Origin of the sequence: Xanthomonas sp. WHRI 8932A, assembly GCF_035012785.1 — a bacterium.
Classification (GTDB): Bacteria; Pseudomonadota; Gammaproteobacteria; order Xanthomonadales; family Xanthomonadaceae; genus Xanthomonas.
Genome location: NZ_JAYGQQ010000011.1, coordinates 120632 through 137472, shown reverse-complemented (window position 1 = coordinate 137472; position 16841 = coordinate 120632). Strand labels below are relative to the sequence as shown.

Annotated in this window: 19 protein-coding genes and 2 other RNA genes; 9 read left to right on the top strand and 12 right to left on the bottom strand. The window is 64.0% G+C overall.

Annotated features, from left to right (window positions below):
- Window positions 1–4 precede the first annotated feature (4 nt).
- A complete protein-coding gene (locus VC212_RS18305; RefSeq protein ID WP_323515039.1) occupies window positions 5–745 on the bottom strand; it encodes an ABC transporter ATP-binding protein in 741 nt (246 codons plus the stop codon).
- A gap of 578 nt (window positions 746–1323) precedes the next feature.
- Here VC212_RS18305 and VC212_RS18300 point away from each other — a divergent pair.
- On the top strand, window positions 1324–3183 hold the full coding sequence (locus VC212_RS18300; protein ID WP_323515040.1) for a M14 family metallopeptidase: 1860 nt from the start codon (window positions 1324–1326) through the stop codon (window positions 3181–3183).
- Between the two features lie 328 nt (window positions 3184–3511).
- Here the strand turns inward: VC212_RS18300 and VC212_RS18295 are convergent, their stop codons facing one another.
- Complete coding sequence (locus VC212_RS18295) at window positions 3512–4438, bottom strand: LysR substrate-binding domain-containing protein (RefSeq protein ID WP_323515041.1); 927 nt, start codon at window positions 4436–4438, stop codon at window positions 3512–3514.
- A 124-nt stretch (window positions 4439–4562) separates the two neighbouring features.
- Here VC212_RS18295 and VC212_RS18290 point away from each other — a divergent pair, with 124 nt between their 5' ends.
- The 3 genes from VC212_RS18290 (at window position 4563) to VC212_RS18280 (ending at window position 6495) form a co-directional block, all read left to right on the top strand.
- Window positions 4563–4964, top strand: a complete 402-nt coding sequence (locus VC212_RS18290) for a Rid family hydrolase (protein WP_323515042.1) — start codon at window positions 4563–4565, stop codon at window positions 4962–4964.
- Window positions 4965–5042: 78 nt separating this feature from the next.
- Complete coding sequence (locus VC212_RS18285; protein ID WP_323515108.1) at window positions 5043–5174, top strand: hypothetical protein; 132 nt, start codon at window positions 5043–5045, stop codon at window positions 5172–5174.
- Window positions 5175–5757: 583 nt separating this feature from the next.
- Window positions 5758–6495, top strand: coding sequence for a DNA/RNA non-specific endonuclease (locus VC212_RS18280; protein ID WP_323515043.1), 738 nt, complete (start codon window positions 5758–5760; stop codon window positions 6493–6495).
- 216 nt (window positions 6496–6711) lie between these two features.
- Here VC212_RS18280 and VC212_RS18275 read toward each other — a convergent pair whose 3' ends face one another.
- The 4 genes from VC212_RS18275 to VC212_RS18260 all read right to left on the bottom strand — a co-directional run bounded on the left by VC212_RS18275 (window position 6712) and on the right by VC212_RS18260 (window position 8092).
- Window positions 6712–7047 carry a hypothetical protein gene (locus VC212_RS18275; RefSeq protein WP_115529022.1) on the bottom strand — a complete coding sequence of 112 codons (336 nt, stop codon included), beginning with the start codon at window positions 7045–7047 and terminating at the stop codon, window positions 6712–6714.
- Window positions 7048–7096: 49 nt separating this feature from the next.
- Window positions 7097–7327 (bottom strand): DUF1653 domain-containing protein, encoded by a 231-nt coding sequence (locus VC212_RS18270; RefSeq protein ID WP_055847756.1) that lies wholly within the window; start codon window positions 7325–7327, stop codon window positions 7097–7099.
- Between the two features lie 294 nt (window positions 7328–7621).
- The gene (locus VC212_RS18265) at window positions 7622–7786 is read right to left on the bottom strand and encodes a hypothetical protein (RefSeq protein WP_323515044.1); all 165 of its coding nucleotides are present in this window, start codon (window positions 7784–7786) and stop codon (window positions 7622–7624) included.
- Between the two features lie 236 nt (window positions 7787–8022).
- A non-coding RNA gene (locus tag VC212_RS18260) (sX9 sRNA) lies at window positions 8023–8092 on the bottom strand.
- 158 nt (window positions 8093–8250) lie between these two features.
- Here VC212_RS18260 and VC212_RS18255 point away from each other — a divergent pair.
- Window positions 8251–8466 carry a hypothetical protein gene (locus VC212_RS18255; RefSeq protein ID WP_323515046.1) on the top strand — a complete coding sequence of 72 codons (216 nt, stop codon included), beginning with the start codon at window positions 8251–8253 and terminating at the stop codon, window positions 8464–8466.
- Between the two features lie 144 nt (window positions 8467–8610).
- Here VC212_RS18255 and VC212_RS18250 read toward each other — a convergent pair whose 3' ends face one another.
- Window positions 8611–10410, bottom strand: a complete 1800-nt coding sequence (locus VC212_RS18250) for a chloride channel protein (protein ID WP_323515048.1) — start codon at window positions 10408–10410, stop codon at window positions 8611–8613.
- 120 nt (window positions 10411–10530) lie between these two features.
- Here VC212_RS18250 and VC212_RS18245 point away from each other — a divergent pair.
- Window positions 10531–10604, top strand: a non-coding RNA gene (locus tag VC212_RS18245) — sX9 sRNA.
- Between the two features lie 187 nt (window positions 10605–10791).
- Window positions 10792–11340, top strand: coding sequence for a hypothetical protein (locus tag VC212_RS18240; RefSeq protein WP_323515049.1), 549 nt, complete (start codon window positions 10792–10794; stop codon window positions 11338–11340).
- A 30-nt stretch (window positions 11341–11370) separates the two neighbouring features.
- Here the strand turns inward: VC212_RS18240 and map are convergent, their stop codons facing one another.
- The 3 genes from map to VC212_RS18225 form a co-directional block, all read right to left on the bottom strand.
- On the bottom strand, window positions 11371–12147 hold the full coding sequence (gene map, locus VC212_RS18235) for a type I methionyl aminopeptidase (RefSeq protein WP_323515050.1): 777 nt from the start codon (window positions 12145–12147) through the stop codon (window positions 11371–11373).
- Window positions 12144–12371, bottom strand: coding sequence for a ParD-like family protein (locus VC212_RS18230; protein WP_055847742.1), 228 nt, complete (start codon window positions 12369–12371; stop codon window positions 12144–12146). Before VC212_RS18230 ends, map begins: the two co-directional genes overlap by 4 nt.
- Before the next feature lie 194 nt (window positions 12372–12565).
- Entirely contained in the window at window positions 12566–12829 is a 264-nt protein-coding gene (locus VC212_RS18225; RefSeq protein WP_323515052.1) for a hypothetical protein, read from the bottom strand.
- Between VC212_RS18225 and VC212_RS18220 the strand changes: the two genes are divergently transcribed.
- On the top strand, window positions 12811–13224 hold the full coding sequence (locus VC212_RS18220; protein ID WP_323515053.1) for a DUF2946 domain-containing protein: 414 nt from the start codon (window positions 12811–12813) through the stop codon (window positions 13222–13224). The two genes, VC212_RS18225 and VC212_RS18220, sit on opposite strands and share 19 nt — an antisense overlap.
- Before the next feature lie 191 nt (window positions 13225–13415).
- Entirely contained in the window at window positions 13416–15563 is a 2148-nt protein-coding gene (locus VC212_RS18215; RefSeq protein ID WP_323515054.1) for a TonB-dependent receptor, read from the top strand.
- Between the two features lie 180 nt (window positions 15564–15743).
- Here the strand turns inward: VC212_RS18215 and VC212_RS18210 are convergent, their stop codons facing one another.
- Together VC212_RS18210 and VC212_RS18205 are read right to left on the bottom strand one after the other, a co-directional pair.
- On the bottom strand, window positions 15744–16142 hold the full coding sequence (locus VC212_RS18210) for a helix-turn-helix domain-containing protein (protein ID WP_115514036.1): 399 nt from the start codon (window positions 16140–16142) through the stop codon (window positions 15744–15746).
- Window positions 16143–16223: 81 nt separating this feature from the next.
- Window positions 16224–16769: a copper chaperone PCu(A)C gene (locus VC212_RS18205; RefSeq protein WP_115514037.1), complete on the bottom strand. Its 546-nt coding sequence runs from the start codon at window positions 16767–16769 to the stop codon at window positions 16224–16226.
- Window positions 16770–16841 lie beyond the last annotated feature (72 nt).

Below are 16841 nucleotides of genomic sequence, written 5' to 3'. Positions count from 1 at the left end.
ACGCTCATGCAGCGCGTTCCTGCGGCCGTGCAAAGCGTGCGTGCAAGGTGCGCACATCGAAGCCGCTGTCGCCGGCGCCGAGGTCTTCGACGATGCGGCCGTCTTCGAGAAATCCAATCCGGTCGGCCACGTCCACAGCACCCAGCAGATCGTGCGTGACCATCAGCACCGCGCCGCCGCGCTCGCGCACGCCGCTGACCAGATGGTTGAAGTCGGCAATGGCGCGCGGGTCCAGACCGGAGGTCGGCTCATCCAGCAACAGCACCGGCACCTGCCGCAGCGTGGCCACGGCAATCGCCACCTTCTGGCGCATGCCTTTGGAAAACCCAGCCAGGCGCTGGCTCCAGGCTTCGCGTTGCAAGCCTGCGGCCGCGAACGCCTGGCCGATGTCGGCCTGGCTGCAGCGCTGCCCGGCGAGCGCAAGCAAGTAGTCGGCATTTTCCAGCGCGCTCAGATGCTCGTAGAGCGCGACGTTTTCCGGCAGATACGCCAACCGCGCGCGTGCCTTGCCAGGCGCGGCGACCGGGTCGATGCCGTCTACCCGCACGCTGCCGGAGACGGGTTTGACGAAGCCCAGCAGCGCCGACAGCGTGGAGGATTTGCCGGCGCCGTTGCCGCCGAGCAGCGCGTACACGCTGCCAGGCGCGATGTGCAGATTCAGCCCTTTCACCACCGCGCGCCCGGCATAGGCGACGTGCAGATCGTGGATGGAAATCGCGGCGTTTGGCTGCAGGTTTGGGAGCATGGCGTGGGGTGGGCGAGCAAAGTGATACGTTATCACATAGCTCAGATTACTTGAGTTTGTGGCTGCTGGACTGCGTTGACGCGCATGTCGGCAACCTTATTTGAGGATGGTTCGGCGTCACGCGTAACAAGCGTTGCATGAGCGGGCTTATTGCAGCGTTGGGGCTTTGCGATAGCGGCGCTCAAAGCGCTTATCTGCGAGCGATTGTCTGCTGGCCGACGGCCTCTTACCACTGACCTTCTCCCAGTGCAGAGGGAGCTTGGCTGTGATTGCTTCGGGGGAATCTGTTGTGCGTGCGTGCTCGCAAAGTGAGTCGGATATGCCGTCCGTGAGATTCCAGCTGCAGTGCCGCTGCCTTGAGGGCGCCGACATATTTGTTACAATATTACGCAAACAGCACCGCGCTGCGCTCGCATTTCCAGGCATCGTCATAGCCGCCATGCAACGCGCTTGGTCAAGGCCGACACGCTTGATCAGGACAGCCGCTGTCCATCGAGCCCAATGTCCTTGCGCAGACCGCTACACCCGTCTCGCGCGTCATCACTGCAGCCTCTACCAACGGAATCACGACGCCCCACATGAGCCCCGATCCACGTACGACCGCTGTGCATCCTCCTTTGTTCGACGCACGGGCATCGCAACCGAGCACGTGCCCTGCGGTCAATCGCGCTACGCGCCGCATCAACGCTGCCTCCGCCACCGTCCTGGTCGCAGCGCTATTCAGTGCCGCACAGCTCGGCGCGCAGCCCATCGATACCACCGCGCTGCTACCGCCGGTGCGCGCGTGGCAGGGTGCAAGCGAAGCATTGATTGCCGGGCCAGGCGATCCGTGGCGCACTCCGGTGGAACGCAGCGATTTTGCGAGCACGCCCAGCTATGCGCAGACGCGCGAATGGCTGGAGCGCCTGGTCGCCGCCTCGCCGGTGTTGACGCTGGAAGTGTTCGGCAAAACGGGCGAAGGGCGCGAGTTGCTGCTGGTCCGTGCGCACAAGGGCAAGCCCGGGAAGCCGGTGGTGTTGGCGCAGGCCGGCATCCATGGCGGCGAGATCGACGGCAAGGACGCGGGATTGATGCTGCTGCGCGATATCGCACAGCGCGGCAAGGACCACCTGCTCGACGATGTGGATTTTGTCTTCGTGCCGATCCTCAATATCGACGGCCACGAACAGCGCGGCCCGCTGATTGGTGCAGCACTGCGTGGCCCGCAACAGATGGGCTGGAACAGCACCACGCGCGGCCTCAACCTCAATCGCGACTATCTCGCGCTGGAAGCGCCGGAAACGCGTGCGATGGTGGCGCTGCTGCACGCACTCGACCCGGCGTTGTATCTGGATCTGCACGTCAGCGATGGGCTGGATCATCAATATGACATCACCTTTACCTACGCCGGTTGGGGTACCTACGCGCGCTCACGTGCCACCGCCGACTGGCTGCAGCAGCGCTTCACGCCGGTGGTCAGCGACGCACTGCGCAAGCTAGGCCACTCCCCCGCCATCTACCCCAGCCTGGTCGACAAGGACAACCCGCGCTCCGGGCTGCGCCACGCGCCGGAAGGCCCGCGCTACTCCACCGGCTACGGTGACTTCGCCGGCATTCCCACCGTGCTGGTGGAAAATCACCACCTGAAGTCGTATCGGCAACGCGTGCTCGGCGATTACGTGCTGCTGGAAGCGGCGCTGCAGTTGGTTGGCCGGGATGCGCACACCATCGCGGCAGCCAAGCAGGCAGATCGCGCGGCGCGGCCGCAGGAGTTGATGGTGGCATGGGAACGCCTGCCGCAGCCGATAGCGCAGGTACCGTTCAAGGGAGTGAGCTATACCCGTGCGCTGTCGCCGGTTTCCGGTCGCCAGGAGCTGCGCTGGGAAGGCCGCGATGAAACTTGGACGATGCCGGTGATTGGCTACCGGCAAACGCAGGCGGTGCAGTATCCACTGGCGTGGTGGATTCCACCGGGCAACGACGACGTGGTGGACCTGCTCAAGGCCCACGGCATCCGCCACGAGCGTCTGTCGCAGCCACGCACACGCATGGTGCAGCAGATCCGCATCCTCAAGGACACCGACACGCAACAACCGCATCCAAGCCGCGTGGAAGAAACCTTCCCGGCGGGGAGCGTTCGCGTGCCAGCCGATCAACCGATGCGCATGTTGGCCGCTGCATTGCTCGAACCGCAGAGCAGCGATTCGCTACTGGTCAGTGGGCGCTTCCGCAATGCCGGCAGTCCCGACAGCGGGTTGTATGGCACCGAGCTGGTGACTTTCACCGAAGGGCTGCTGCAACACGACGCCGCACTGCGCGCCGAATTCGAACGCAAGCTCGCCAGTGATACCGGATTCCGCGCCGATGGCGATGCACGCCTGCAATGGATCTACGCGCGATCGCCGTTCGCGGCGATCAGCGGCTGGCGTTATCCGGTCCGACGCGAACTGGCAGAGTAAGACAATGGGATTGGTCGTGCGTTGAACTGGCTGCGTCGTGCGCAGCGCACGATTGCGTCTCTACGGTGCGTGCGTGTTCTCACGATGGGGCGCGTGCGTCCGGGCCTGCGTCGCTGTGTGCAAGTTGCAGATGAGGTCAAATCATCGCCTCGACATGTCGACTGTTGAGACGGAACGTCAGTCGTAGGAAGTGAGCTTGAACGCATAAACCAGCGGCACCTGCATCAGACCCGCCAGTTCGGAGGCCCCGCCCAATATTTCATGAGACATGAGGCAGCGCCTGCCCCGCGCCATCGCTCTTGCGTAAACCGAACGCATCACGCGCGACTTAACGCAACCTCGGGCGCGCCACATGCACATGCGCGGCCATCAGCTCGATCACCCAATCGATGAACACCCGCAGTTTGGCGCTGACGTGGCGATTGGGCGCAAACGCGATCGACAAGGGCATCGGCTCCAGCTGCCAGTCTTCGAACACCGGTACCAGCTCGCCGTTGGCCACGTGTGCGGCGGCCATATACACCGGCAGCCACAACACGCCCATGCCGGCCAGCCCGGCGGCGAGATAGGCATTGCCGTCGTCGGCGGCAACGACATGCCGGCCGTGTACGGTCACTGCTTCCTCGCCACGCTGCATCGCGTAGGGCACGGTGGTGGTGGTGCCCCAGCGCATGAAACCGACGCAGCGGTGGCGGGTGTTTTCCAGTTCCGAAGGATGCGCAGGCGTGCCCAGCCGTTGCAGATAACTCGGCGCTGCATACACGCCGGTCTGCAGATCACCCACCCGCCGCGCGATCAACGACTGATCGGCGATGGTGCCGCCGCGCACCACGCAATCCACGTTCTCGCCGATCAGATCCACGCGCCGGTCGCTGACGCCCATATCCAGCTGGATATCCGGATAGCGCGCATGAAACGCCGGCACCGCCGGCATCAGGATCAAGCGTGCAAACGGGCTGGGCACATCCACACGCAAGCGTCCGCGCGGTAGCGTCGATGCATCGGACAAGCTGGTTTCGGCATCGTCCATGTCCGCCAACAGGCGTACCACGCGCTCGTAATAGGCGGCGCCGTCGGCGGTCACGTGCACCCTGCGGGTGGTGCGGTTGAGCAGCGTCACCCGCAACCGCGCTTCGAGTTGCTGCACCAGATGCGTCACGCTGGCCCGGCTCATCTCCAGCGTGTCTGCCGCCTTGGTGAAACTGCCGGCCTCAACCACACGCGCAAACGCCTGCATCGCATCAAACCGATCCATCGCCACTCCTGCGCCAAGATTAGTTGGATTCTACAAACAGTGTTGCTCAAGGCTACGGATTTATCGCGCGCGACCAGGCGCTTAGGGTGGGCGTCCGTTCTGTCGCACTTTGAAGGAGAGTTCCATGGCCACACGTGACGTTGTTTTTCCGCAAGGCCGCCACGCGCTGTACGAGCGTCATCGGTATTCGCCCGCGGTGCGTGCCGATGGCTTGATGTTCGTCGCCGGCCAGGTCGGCAGCCGCGACGACGGCTCGCCCGAGCCGGAGCTGGACGCAGAGATTGCGCGTGCGTTCGCCAATCTCGATGCCATCCTCAGCGCCGCCGGCTGCACATCGCAGGACGTGGTCGATGTCACCTGGTTCATGGTGAACCCCGAGATCGTGTTCGATGCGGCGTGGGACCGCTGGGCCAGCTACTGGGGCCCGGCGCCCTACCCCGCCGTCACCGCCGTCGGTGTGACCTGGCTGGCCGGCTTCCGCTTCGAGATCAAGGTGGTGGTCAAGTTGCCGACTTCCGGTCAGTAAGCTCGTCCAACGCGCGCTGCGGTCGGATCTGCAGCAATCGCGCTCGGTTGATGGCCGCAGCGGTACTGGCGAAAACGGATGAGTGCCGTTGATCGACTGGTGGAAAAAGCCATGGCCGCAGCACGCGCGATGGAAAAGCAGTCCGGCACGTTGACGCAGTTCCAGCTGGAGCCTGCAAGCGGACAGCACCTGGAAAGAAACGTCGCATAGCGCATCGACCACTCGAACGGCGTGTCTCACGACACGCGCAAATGCCCCTCTTTCGCACGGACTGCGGAAGGGGGGTTTTTTGTGTCCGCCGGCGCGACGATGTGGTGATGCGGCGCCGTTGCCAGGCGAAGCGCGCGTACTTGGTGCGTCGATGACCTTCGCGGTGTGGAAACCGATCGTGTCCACGCACCAGAGGGTACGGACGCCACTGCCGACTCTCGGCGTCCGTAGCTACCCAGACGTCAATCGCGGCGTGCTTGTCGGTGCGCTGTGTGAAGTGTGAAGTGTGATCCAGTCGCGTCTGCAGGTGCTCCAGGCATAACCGAAGGCTTATCGCGTGCGCGATGTATGCACGGAAATGTGTGATCTCTATCGCACCTTCATCGAAAAAAATGGTGCAAGTGCACATTCCTCACGCTTACGTCACCAACGAGAAACATTTGCATGCGATAGCTGTTGTGCTCGCTAAAGACCGAGCCAACCTGTCCCCCGACCAGCGCACTTTCCGCTGAACGTCGATCTGCTCAATGAGCAATCGGCGGTGGCGTTGTGCGTCCGAACGATTCCTAGGAGATTCACTCCCATGCGCTTCAGGACCCTGCTTGCCGTTCTGCTACTCACCGGTTTCAGTGCCGCAGCCCAGGCACAAGTCGTCACCCTCAACAAGGGCGGTTACACGCTGCGCTACGACTGCACCAACCACACCGCGCTGCGCTACGAATACGTACTGCAAGCCGACACCGGATCGGCCGCGCGTCCATCCAGTTTCAATCTGGACACCGAGCTGCCCAGCGGTTGCGGCGGACAGACCACTGCGGCGTCGTATGCCAGCGTGCGCAGCGGCTACGACCGCGGCCACCTGGTGACCTCCAACCACATGGATTACAACGCGACCTACATCCGTCGCGCCAATCTGATGTCCAACATCGTGCCGCAGGTGTCCAGCTTCAATCAGGGCATCTGGGTGCGCGCAGAGAACGTGGCCGAGTGCTACCGCGATATCGCCAGCGTGCAGGTCTACGGCGGGGTGATCTATAGCGACACCAGCAACGACTATTTTCTGAGCAGCCACGGCATTCGCACACCGGATTTCTTCTGGAAGACCATCATCACCGCCAACCCCGGCGGCGGCACGCGCGCCATCAGCTGGCTGATTCCCAACAGCGCCAATCTGGGTTCGCTGGACAGCTACATCGTCAGCATCGACGAGCTTGAAGACCTATACGGTGCCAGCACCATCGGCATCACCGCACCGGCCGCCGTCAAGGCGATGCTGCCCGCCACCACCTGGCCGCAGCCGAGCAACTGCGACCTGGGCTGAGTCGCCTACGCAGGCAGCAACGGCCCAGCCCGGCGGCATCGAGCTGGGTCGTTGCAACTGGTCGCGGCTGTGCGTGTGGCAGCTTGCGTACTGAGCCGACAGGTTCTTGCGAGGTTGTACCACGCGGATGTGCGCAGTGCTGTGCGGCACTGCCATCGCTGCGGTTTCGTCGCCTCTGTTGGCGATCACTCTCTGTAGCATGTTGCCGCGTGCACGCTAGTGCGCGGCGTCGAGACCATCAAACCAGTCCGCATATGGCGTGTTCTTGACCAAATGCCGAGTGAGGTCGTCGGCACCGTCTGTCCACCATACCGGGCCGCGCTCTCCCAAGGCGATCTTGGCGGCATCGACCTCGGCGCGTGCGCGCGCCAGCTGCTGCGCGTCGTCGTGACGCTTGGCTGCCTTGACCGCACGACGTGCATCCATCAGCTCGGCGACCAACCTCGCGCGCACCGCTGCGCTCAGCTGTGGATCGGATGTGCGCCACAACCGGCCACGTACGATCAGGTAGCGCCCGTCGGGCGTGGTGAGCGGCGCTTTGGCCGTGCTCACGGCTGCCTTATCGGGCACATGCAAGCTACCGCATCACGGCACACGCCGATCACGCCACCGGCGCAAAGCGCGGACGCATCACGCCATCCACGTCCACCTGTTGCATGAACATCGCGTACGGCCGCACCCACAGGCCGATTTCGCTGTCCAGCGGCCGATACAGCACCAGCGGCTCCAGGGTTTCACTGCTGCGCACAACACCCAGCACCTCGTAGCGACCGCCCTTGAAGTGGCGATACTCGCCCAGTGCGATTGTCGGTAATGGCGGCAACGTTTCCATGGCACTCAACAGTCTGGAAGGCTGTGCAGTGTAGGTCGGACGCTGCGTGCTTACGAGTGAGCTCGATGCGCACATGGCGGTTGCCGTATCCGCGTCCCATGCTGCACTGGGGATGCCAGCGGGGCGCCACAGACGGCGAGAGGCCGATGGCGGCGTCTGGACCATCGCAGCAAGATGCATCCGCAACAGCGGGCGGCGACATCAGCAAAGTAGTGCTTCTCATCGATCACGCCCCCGCTGCACGTGTGCACGACGCGGTGCAGCACCACGCCGTGCAGCACCACCCGCCCAGACCTATTGGTCTTCGTCGCGATCGCCATCGATGTTGTCGTCGTCATCGATCTCGCTGTCCTGCGCGGGGCCATCCTGCAGCAGATCATCGTTCTTGCCGGGCGCCTTGATCCCGGCGGGCGGGCTGGGATCGTCGATCCGGACGTTATCGTTCTCTTGAGTGCGCATGCGCGTCTCCTGTAGCAGAAAGCCGTACAGCCACCCTCCTCCCGACACCGTGACGCGCACGTGTGGCTTGCGCACGGCGGCATGAGCGGCGTGCAGCGTTAGCGCGGGCCGGCGAAGGCGCCGGCGCTTCCCTGCACACAACGGTGGGCGGGCGCGAGAAGCCGGAGGGGCACACGGCCGATATCGATTGCGATGTCACCACGTTGGGGCGGCTCACCGCGCTGTGGCTTTAGAGCCGCTGACAAAACGTTGCGAGCAGTCGTCAGGGGGATGTGGACGGCACGCTCAGAACCGGCGTGTACGCATATCTATACCGTAGCGAGCACCGGCAACGCCTCCTGGCGTTGAGCGCAGTCGTGTCGTTAGCCGCTGTTAAATAACCGAGTCAGCCTGCAACACAACGGTCTTGCATCCGTCCGCTGTCAGCAGCCGTAGGTACAGAACGCCCATCGGAGAACCTCCCCATGCCGAGCCTGCTCTGTGACCTGGAAGACCTGCTCGCCGCCTGGAAGGCGGAAGCGCACACCTTTGACGCCTGCAACATGCCGGCCTCCGCACTTGCCCTGCGCGACTGCCACCGCCGGCTCACCGCGTTGATGGCTGCGCATGCGCTTGCGCCACACCCATCAGACACAGCCGCGATAGCCAGCGAACGAGCCAACTCGCCAGCTGCCGTGTAGTGACACCCGCGTAGGCGTAGGCGCACGCGCGTCGCGGTGCACGCACTGGCCGGCGCGTGTCGCGTGGTCGTAGATGCCGCGCATCGCAGCACTGGTCGACGCAATCCAGCACTCACGCGAGCGCACCGGGTTCGTCCCATGGCGTCAGTCGTCGCCGCTGGCCCGTTCGCCCATCAACTCGCGCTCGCGCTTTTCCAGCTCTTCGGCGTAGCGCTTGCGCACGAAGCCTTCGGACAACACGCCCAGCACCCGGCGGTCGGTATCGATCACCGCCAGCTCGTCGGCCTGCGTCGCATCGAAGACCTTCATGATCGCCACGATGTCGGTGTCTGCCAGCAACGCCGCATCGCGATGTCTGGCGTAGTCGCTGACCGGCGCATCCGGTTGCACGTTGTCGGCATACAGCACCGCCAGCGGCACCACGCCGGCATAGTGCCCGGCCGCATCTTCCAGCACCACGCGCTGGGTAGAGCCCAGCGGAAAACGCCGCCGAAACTCGCCAACGCTGATGTCGTGCGCGGTGTGGTTGGCGTCCTTGCGCATCATCTTGCCGGCCGACAGATTGCGGACCCAGCCCACGTCGCGTGCGCTGCGGATGTTTTCGCCACGCAGATGCAGCCGCCAGGTCGAGAACGAATAACCAAACACCTGACGCACTACCGTATTGGCCACCAGCACTGCCGCCATCACCGCGCTGGCCAGCACAAAGTCGTGCGTGCCCTCCAGGATCAGCATCGCCATGGTCATCGGTGCACCCACGATCGCCGCCGCCAGTGCGGCCATACCGACCAACGCGGCGCTGGTCGCGTCTACCACTGCCGCGCCTACCAACAGGTTCACGGCCACTGCGAACAGGCTGCCGACCAACGAGCCCATGAACAGGGACGCAAAGAACAAGCCGCCACGGAAGCCGAAACCCAGCGAAATGCCGGAAGCAATGCACTTGAGCACCAACAGCGTGGCCAGTACCTGCAAGGTGGTGCTGCTGGTCATATCCAGGTGCAACGCGCCGTGGCCGGAGGACAACACCTGTGGCGAGTACATCGCCAATGGAATCAGCAGCAACCCGCCGATGACCGGGCGGCCCCATAGCGGCAGATTGATGCGCCCCACGCTGCGTTCGATGCCGGCCACCAGGCGCATCACGGCGATGCCGATCAACGCGCACACCAACCCCAGCGCAACGTAGATCGCGTAGTCGCGTGGCTGCAACTGGTACGCCACCGCCGCCGGTAACGAATACGGCGCTGCGCCCAGCGCGCTGGCCATGAACGCGCCGGCCAATGCCGCAGCTGCCACCGGTGCCAACGCCGATGGCGTGTAGGCGCCGATCACGATCTCGAACGCGTAGAACGCACCCGCCAGCGGCGCACCGAAGGCGCCGGCAATGGCACCCGCCGCACCGGCACCGACCAGAGTGCGCATGTCCGCGCGGCGCACCCGCAGGATGCGACCGAGCTGCGAGCCGGCCCCGGATCCCATTTGCGTATACGCCGCCTCCAACCCGACCGATGCGCCGAAGCCGTTGGACAAAAAGGTCTGCACCGCAACGATCAGGTTATCGCGCATCGACATGCGCCCGCCGTGCAGCGCATTGGCTTCCACCGCATCCACCAGCGGCCGCTTGCGCCGTCGCGCCATCAACGCCACCAGGCCCACCAGCAGCCCGCCCAGCGGCAGCACCAGCAATTGCGTGGGCGTGATCGAGGTTGCCGTGCTGAGCCGCGCATCCGGCCCCAACCCGTACAACCAGGCCTGCAACGCGTGCGCGATCCCGGCCTGCAGCACCATCAATGCGGCAGCGACCAATCCCACCAGCGCAGCCAGCCCGATAAACCACAGGTCGTTGGCACGCAACTGCCGGCGCAACCACTCGACGGGTCGGCGCAGCTGCGCGGCAGTGGACGACTGCGCAGGAAAGATATTGTGAGACTGTGGCTGCATGGCACCAGGGGTTCGCTGGATCGGCACGTCGCCAGTAGCGACCTCAACCGTGAAAATTAGAGTGGTTAACAAAACGACTGCGCAGCCGCCGAGCGGGTGTGGTGGTTGCTCGGAATCGGCATGTATCACTCGTACACTGCAGTTCTGCGTGCGCCGTCCACACCCACCTGACGGCGACTCGCTACATTTTTGCCGCTCTTAGTGTGCATCAGCTTCGCTGACCTGACGCAATCTGGCAGCCACAGCGCCCCTGAATGCTGCGCGCTGGATGCGCGATGGCCTGTGCCACATGCGGGGTTGCTACAGTCGGCGGTGGCACCGAGTGACTGCAGTCCCTCGCCATACCCCGCAGCAGTAGCCGATACACGATAAGGAGCCTCGATGTTCAACCTGCTGCTGGTAGTGATCGCGATCGAAGGCGTTCTGTCGATCAGCTGGAACCGCATGTACTTCGGATGGGGATTGCCGGTGTTCCGGCGCCGGATTCCGGCAAGCCGTCAGGCACTGGACTGTTTTTCATTGGCGCAGGTGGAACATGCGCTCGATCAGTCGCGCTGGCCGGAACTGAGATTCCATCCGTTGTCCGAGCATGTCTACGCGTTTCGCGAGACGTTTCTGGTGATCATCGGCCCGATGTACCCACCGATCATGCGCGGGCACATCGCGGTCGACCGCAGGCACCGCGAAATCACTATCACCGGCTACTGCAACTGGACCATGGTGTATATCGTGGCTGGGATTCTGGTTCCCGCAGTCATCATCAAGCCAGGCGTAACGCTGATGTTCTTGGCGCTGCTCATGGTGGTCTATCTGCTGCAACGCAGACGGTTTATCGGTGTGGAAACAACCGTACAGACGCTACTGCAGACCAACACCACTCCGCTCATCCCACGCTTCCCCGACGGGTCCAGGCGCGCATCGCCAGAATGACAGCCGCCGCGCGCCACGCGTTGCGGTGCATCACTCCACCGGGCACAGCGGCTTTTCGTCGGGCCGCAGCGTGAGCACACGCACGCCGGTACGCGTCACCGCCACCGTGTGCTCGAACTGCGCCGACAACTTGCCATCGCGGGTGTACACCGGCCACTGGTCAGGCTGCGAACGGATCGCTGCGCGGCCCTGATTGATCATCGGCTCGATGGTGAACACCATGCCTTCCTGCAGCGTCAGGCCGGTTCCTGCGTGGCCGTGATGCAGGATCTGCGGTTCTTCGTGCATCTCGCGCCCGATGCCATGCCCGCAGTACTCCTTGACCACGCTATAGCCGTGATCGCGCGCATGCCGCGCAATGGCCTGCCCGATATCGCCCAGGCGCGCACCGGGCCGTACCACAGCGATGCCTTTCCACATCGCCTGATAGGCGGTCTGCACCAGCCGCCGCGCCGGATAGGCAACCTCGCCCACCAGATACGTGGTACTGGAATCCGCAATAAAACCGTTCTTTTCCAGCGTGATATCCAGATTGACGATCTGCCCGCTGCGCAGCACATCGTCGGCCGACGGCTCACCGTGGCAAACCACATCGTCGATCGACGCGTTGAGCACGAATTCGAACCCGTACTGCCCCTTGCTTGCAGGCCGTGCGTCCAGCGCATCCACAATCATGCGCTCGACAAAGGCATTGAGCTCCAACGTGCTGCGCCCTTCCAGCGGCAGCCGATCCAGCGCATGAAACACCTGCGCAAGCAGCTGCCCGGAGATCGCCATCAGTGCGATCTCATCCGGCGACTTGATCATGCGCGCCCTGGTTTTGCCGCGGGCGGCTTCAAGGCTTGCGGCCGCACTCCCGCCGCGCGCAGCTCCTGCGCCACGATGTCCTGGAACGAGGATTCCGGATGCATCTCGCACAACATGCCGACCTTGATCCAGAAAGTGGCCTGCGCATTGATCGACCGGCTGGTGACGGTACACGCGCGCCGCAGTTGATCGTGCAGGTCGTCATCGATATTGACGATGCCCATGGTGGCTCCCGGCTTTGAATATACACATCGTATACGAACCGTATATTCGACGACAAGCCGCGCGACGGGATGAGCAGCCCGTGCGGCAGGGTTCGGTACGCATCGGCGGTGGCCTGAGGGCGCTCACCCGTAGAGCCCTGCATGCCGACGCAGGATCAGACCTGGGGCTGGCGCACGCGCACTTTGCCGACGCCCTACAGTAGCGCCGGCCACAGCATGAAATGCGCAACGGCAGAGAGTGTTGCAATCACCACGAACACGATGCATGGCAACACCGCGTCGAACACGAAGGTCATGCCCAGCACACAACCGAACAGATACTCGGCGCGGTAAGCACGGGCGACCGCGGCACAAAGCAGAATCGTCACCAGCACGCCAAATGCCGCCGACGCATCGCCTTGCCGCATCGCGTGCGCACAGCTGACATAGAATCTGCAGTATGAGACGGCGGCGGACACCTCTACGCACATTTGCCTGGTTAGCCATCATGGCTGCCATGCTGATGGCCGTAGCACCGGTTGTCTCACGCTTGGCGCAGGCGGCTGCCGTCGCACCTCCCATCGTCAGCGAGCTTTGCCACCACGGCGAGACAGCAGTTGCGGCGATTACCGAAGCGGCCACACCCACTGCACACGCACGGGGCGGCGCGCCAATCGGCAGCGACCACACCCAGCAACACGATGCATGCGATTACTGCGCACTGGCGGCGCGCATGCTGCCGGTGCTACTTGCCGTATGGTTGCCGCTTGCTGCGCCCGCTCCGCCGGTGTTCGCCTCGCCCGATACGCTGCCGATCGATACCGGGCGATTCCGCTACGCGCACGCTCCACGCGGGCCGCCGGCCAGCGCTTAAACGTCCAACCGACAGGGATGGCATCGGCGGCACTCGTCGCCGTCCACGTGTCGCTGCCCCGCGCGTCCGACCACACCACCGCGGTGCCTGGCTGCCTTGTGTTGCACACGGGCTCCAGCACAGGTGGCAGCACTCGCGCACCTGTTTCTTATTCGATACCGGCACCCGTCACGGGAGCCGCTTGCCTGGATATGTCCATGCACACCGACCTGCCCCACCCGCACCGCCTTTCCATGGCGCTGCGCAGCGCCATGGCCGCGCCACTGCTCTGCACTGCGTTCTATGCAATCGCACAGGACACGCCCAACACGCTGTCCACCATCTTCGTCAGCCAGGACCAAGCCGTGCGCGACACACCTGCATCGACCGGCACGTCGCTGGGGCTTAGCCCGTTCCAGACACCGGCCAGCCTGGACGTCATCACCCGCGATCAACTCGATGCACGCGGCGACAGCAACATCACCGACGCCATTACCCGCGCCGGTGCCATCAGTGCCATGGCGCATCCAGGCAACGGGCTGAGCGCGCTCTCCACCCGCGGCTTTACCGACAGCGCATCGGTCATGCGCCTATATGACGGCCTGCGCCAATACGGCGGCGTGGGCGTCACTTTTCCATTCGACACCTGGTCCATCGAACGCATCGAAGTCCTGCGTGGGCCGGCCTCGGTGATCTATGGCGATGGCGCCATTGGCGGCGTCGTCAACATCATCCCGAAAATGCCGAGCGCCGGTGCCATTCAAAACGACATCCAGGCCACTCTCGGGACCCAGGACACCGCACGCCTGGCCTTCGGCAGCGGCGGTGGCCTGACCGATGCCCTGTCCTACCGCATGGATGTCAGCGGCAATACCACCGGCGGTTGGGTAGACCGTGGCCGCGCCGCAGATGCCACTTTTTCCGGCGCACTGCGCTGGCAGATCGCCCCCACCTTGCACACCACCCTGCGTTACGCCTACGGCTATCAGACCCCGATGCGCTACTTCGGCACGCCACTGGTGGATGGACGCCAGCTACCCGCGCTGCGCCATAAGAATTACAACATCGGCGATGGCGTCATCCGCTTCCGCGACCAGTGGACCCAGCTGGATACGGTGTGGACGCCCACCGCCGCACTCACGCTCACCATGCGCCTGTACCACATCGACAGTCAGCGCGATTGGCGCAACGCCGAAGCCTATCTTTACGACTCCGCCACGCGCTTGATCGACCGCTCCGACAACACGGCCATCGGTCACGACCAACAACAGACCGGGCTTACCGCCAATAGCGTCGTGCGAGGACGCGTGGGAGGGTTCGACAACACGTTCTCGTTCGGTGTCGATGCCAATGACAGCCGCTTTCAGCACACCAACAACACCTATGTCGGCAGCGCCGGTCCGGTGGACCCGTACGCACCGGTGCCCGGGCGTTTCAGCAGCGACATTCCCACCATTCCCCGGTATCGCAACAGTGCCCGGCAGTACGCGTTGTTCCTGGAAAACCGGCTCGCACTGAGCACGGCCTGGTCGGTGCACGGCGGGATGCGCTATGACCACACCACGCTCGATCGGCAGAACCTTGTCGCCGGTACGCAGGCCTTCAGCACCACGTTTTCCAACGTTGGCTGGCGTATCGGCACGGTCTACGATCTGCAGCCCGGCTTGGCGCTGTACGCGCAATATGCGCGCGCCGCAGACCCGGTCGGCGGCTTGCTGATGCTCAGCCCGGCCAACAGCCGCTTTGCGATGTCGCAAGGCCGGCAAACCGAGGTGGGCCTGAAACAGGCATTTGCGCAAGGACGCGGCGAATGGACGCTGGCCGCGTATCACATCCGCAAATCCGACTTACTCACCCGCGACCCCATCGACCCCGATCTGCGCGTGCAGGTCGGTGCACAAAGCACGCGCGGCATCGAAGCAGCGCTCTCGCTCGCCACCCACAACGGCTGGCAACTGGATCTCAACGCAACCGCATTACGCGCCCGCTACGACGACTTCACCGAGGCCACCGGTGCCCCTGCAGTTGCCATCTCGCGGGCAGGCAACGTCCCGCCCAATGTCGCCGCACGGCTCGCCAATGCATGGCTCAGCTGGAACTTTCAGCCCGATTGGACAGCCGCCGCGGGCCTGCGTTATGTGGGCACGCGCTATGCCGATACCGCCAACGCGCTGGCACTACCCGGCTACACCGCCACCGATGTATCGCTACGCTGGCAGGTGCGTCAGGACACGGCACTGACGGCACGCATCTATAACCTGTTCGATAAGGCGTACTTCACCACCGCGTACTACACCGAAACGCAGTGGCTATACGGCCCGGATCGACGCTTGGAGTTCACCGTGAACCATCGCTTCTAGGCAACCTGTCGCGCAGCGTGTGGCTGTAGTCCAGCCACACGCTGTTTGCGGGTTTCGATCGATGTACCACGTTGCTCGCTGCTTTGGGTTTGCAGCTGCCCACGCATCAACCGTTGGAATCACACGACGACACCGCCCGCATCTGTAGACCATGCCGTGGCGCTTGTGCCAAACGCTTGCTCAAGGTCTGGCAAGCGGGCAGACCGCTGCAATCTCCCGCATGCTCATTGCCACGCCATCCTTCGGTTGCGTCACCGCAACAGTGTCTGCTGGCAGCGATTCGCCCCATTCGCGCAGCGCATCGAAGACGCCATGCAGCCCTTCACCCAATGGCGTGAGTTCGTACACCACGCGCGGCGGCGTCTGCGCATACGCGGTGCGCGCCACCAGACCGGAGGCCTCAAAGCGCCGCAGGTGACTGGTCAATGTATGTGCGCTGATGCCCTGCAATAGCTGTCTGAGTTCGGTGAACCGGCGCGGCCCCGCAAGCAGCTCGCGCACGATCAACGACGCCCATGGCCCCTCCAGCAACCGGAAAAAACGCGCGACACCACAACACGGAGTTGTTGACCTTTCCATCGGCTGGCTGATCCTGGCAGTGAACGACCCCTGGCTGCCAGCACGCCGCCGTGCTGGCACATCGATTCCCAACGACGCTGCCTAGTGCATATGCTGGTCATGCGATTCGGCATCGGGCGCCGATGCGCCGATGGGACGAACGTCGAAGTGCACCTCGACGCGCGGCGCATGCTCGAACACCAGCGTAGCCACCACCGGCTTGCCCTGTTCGAATGGCGCGTGCGGTGCAATGAACATCAGATGCGTGCCGCCGCTACCCAGCACCACGTCTTTGCCTGGCGGCAAGACCAGCCCCTGTTCCAGATGGCGCATCTTCATCACACCCGCATCCATCGTCATCTCATGGATTTCCACCTGTGCACTGGCCGGCGATTCCACCGCCACCAGGCGATCAGGCGTTGCCGACTGATTACGCAAGGTGAGGTAGCCGCCCGCTACCGGCGCCCCCGGCGGCGTTGCGCGCGACCACGCGCCGCTCGCCACCACCACAGGCGCTGCAGCCGGCGCTGCGGTCGACGCAGGTGCCACAACAGCGGGCGCAGGGTTGGCCTCGGGCGCAGGTGCGCGCTCGCAGGCCACCATCGACAAGGCAGACAATGCACTCACCATCAGCAGATGCAATTTCATTTCGTTCTCCTTGGGTCGAGCCCGTGCGTACGCCACAGCGCTTTGCATCGCGGTCATCGACGTTGAAATTCG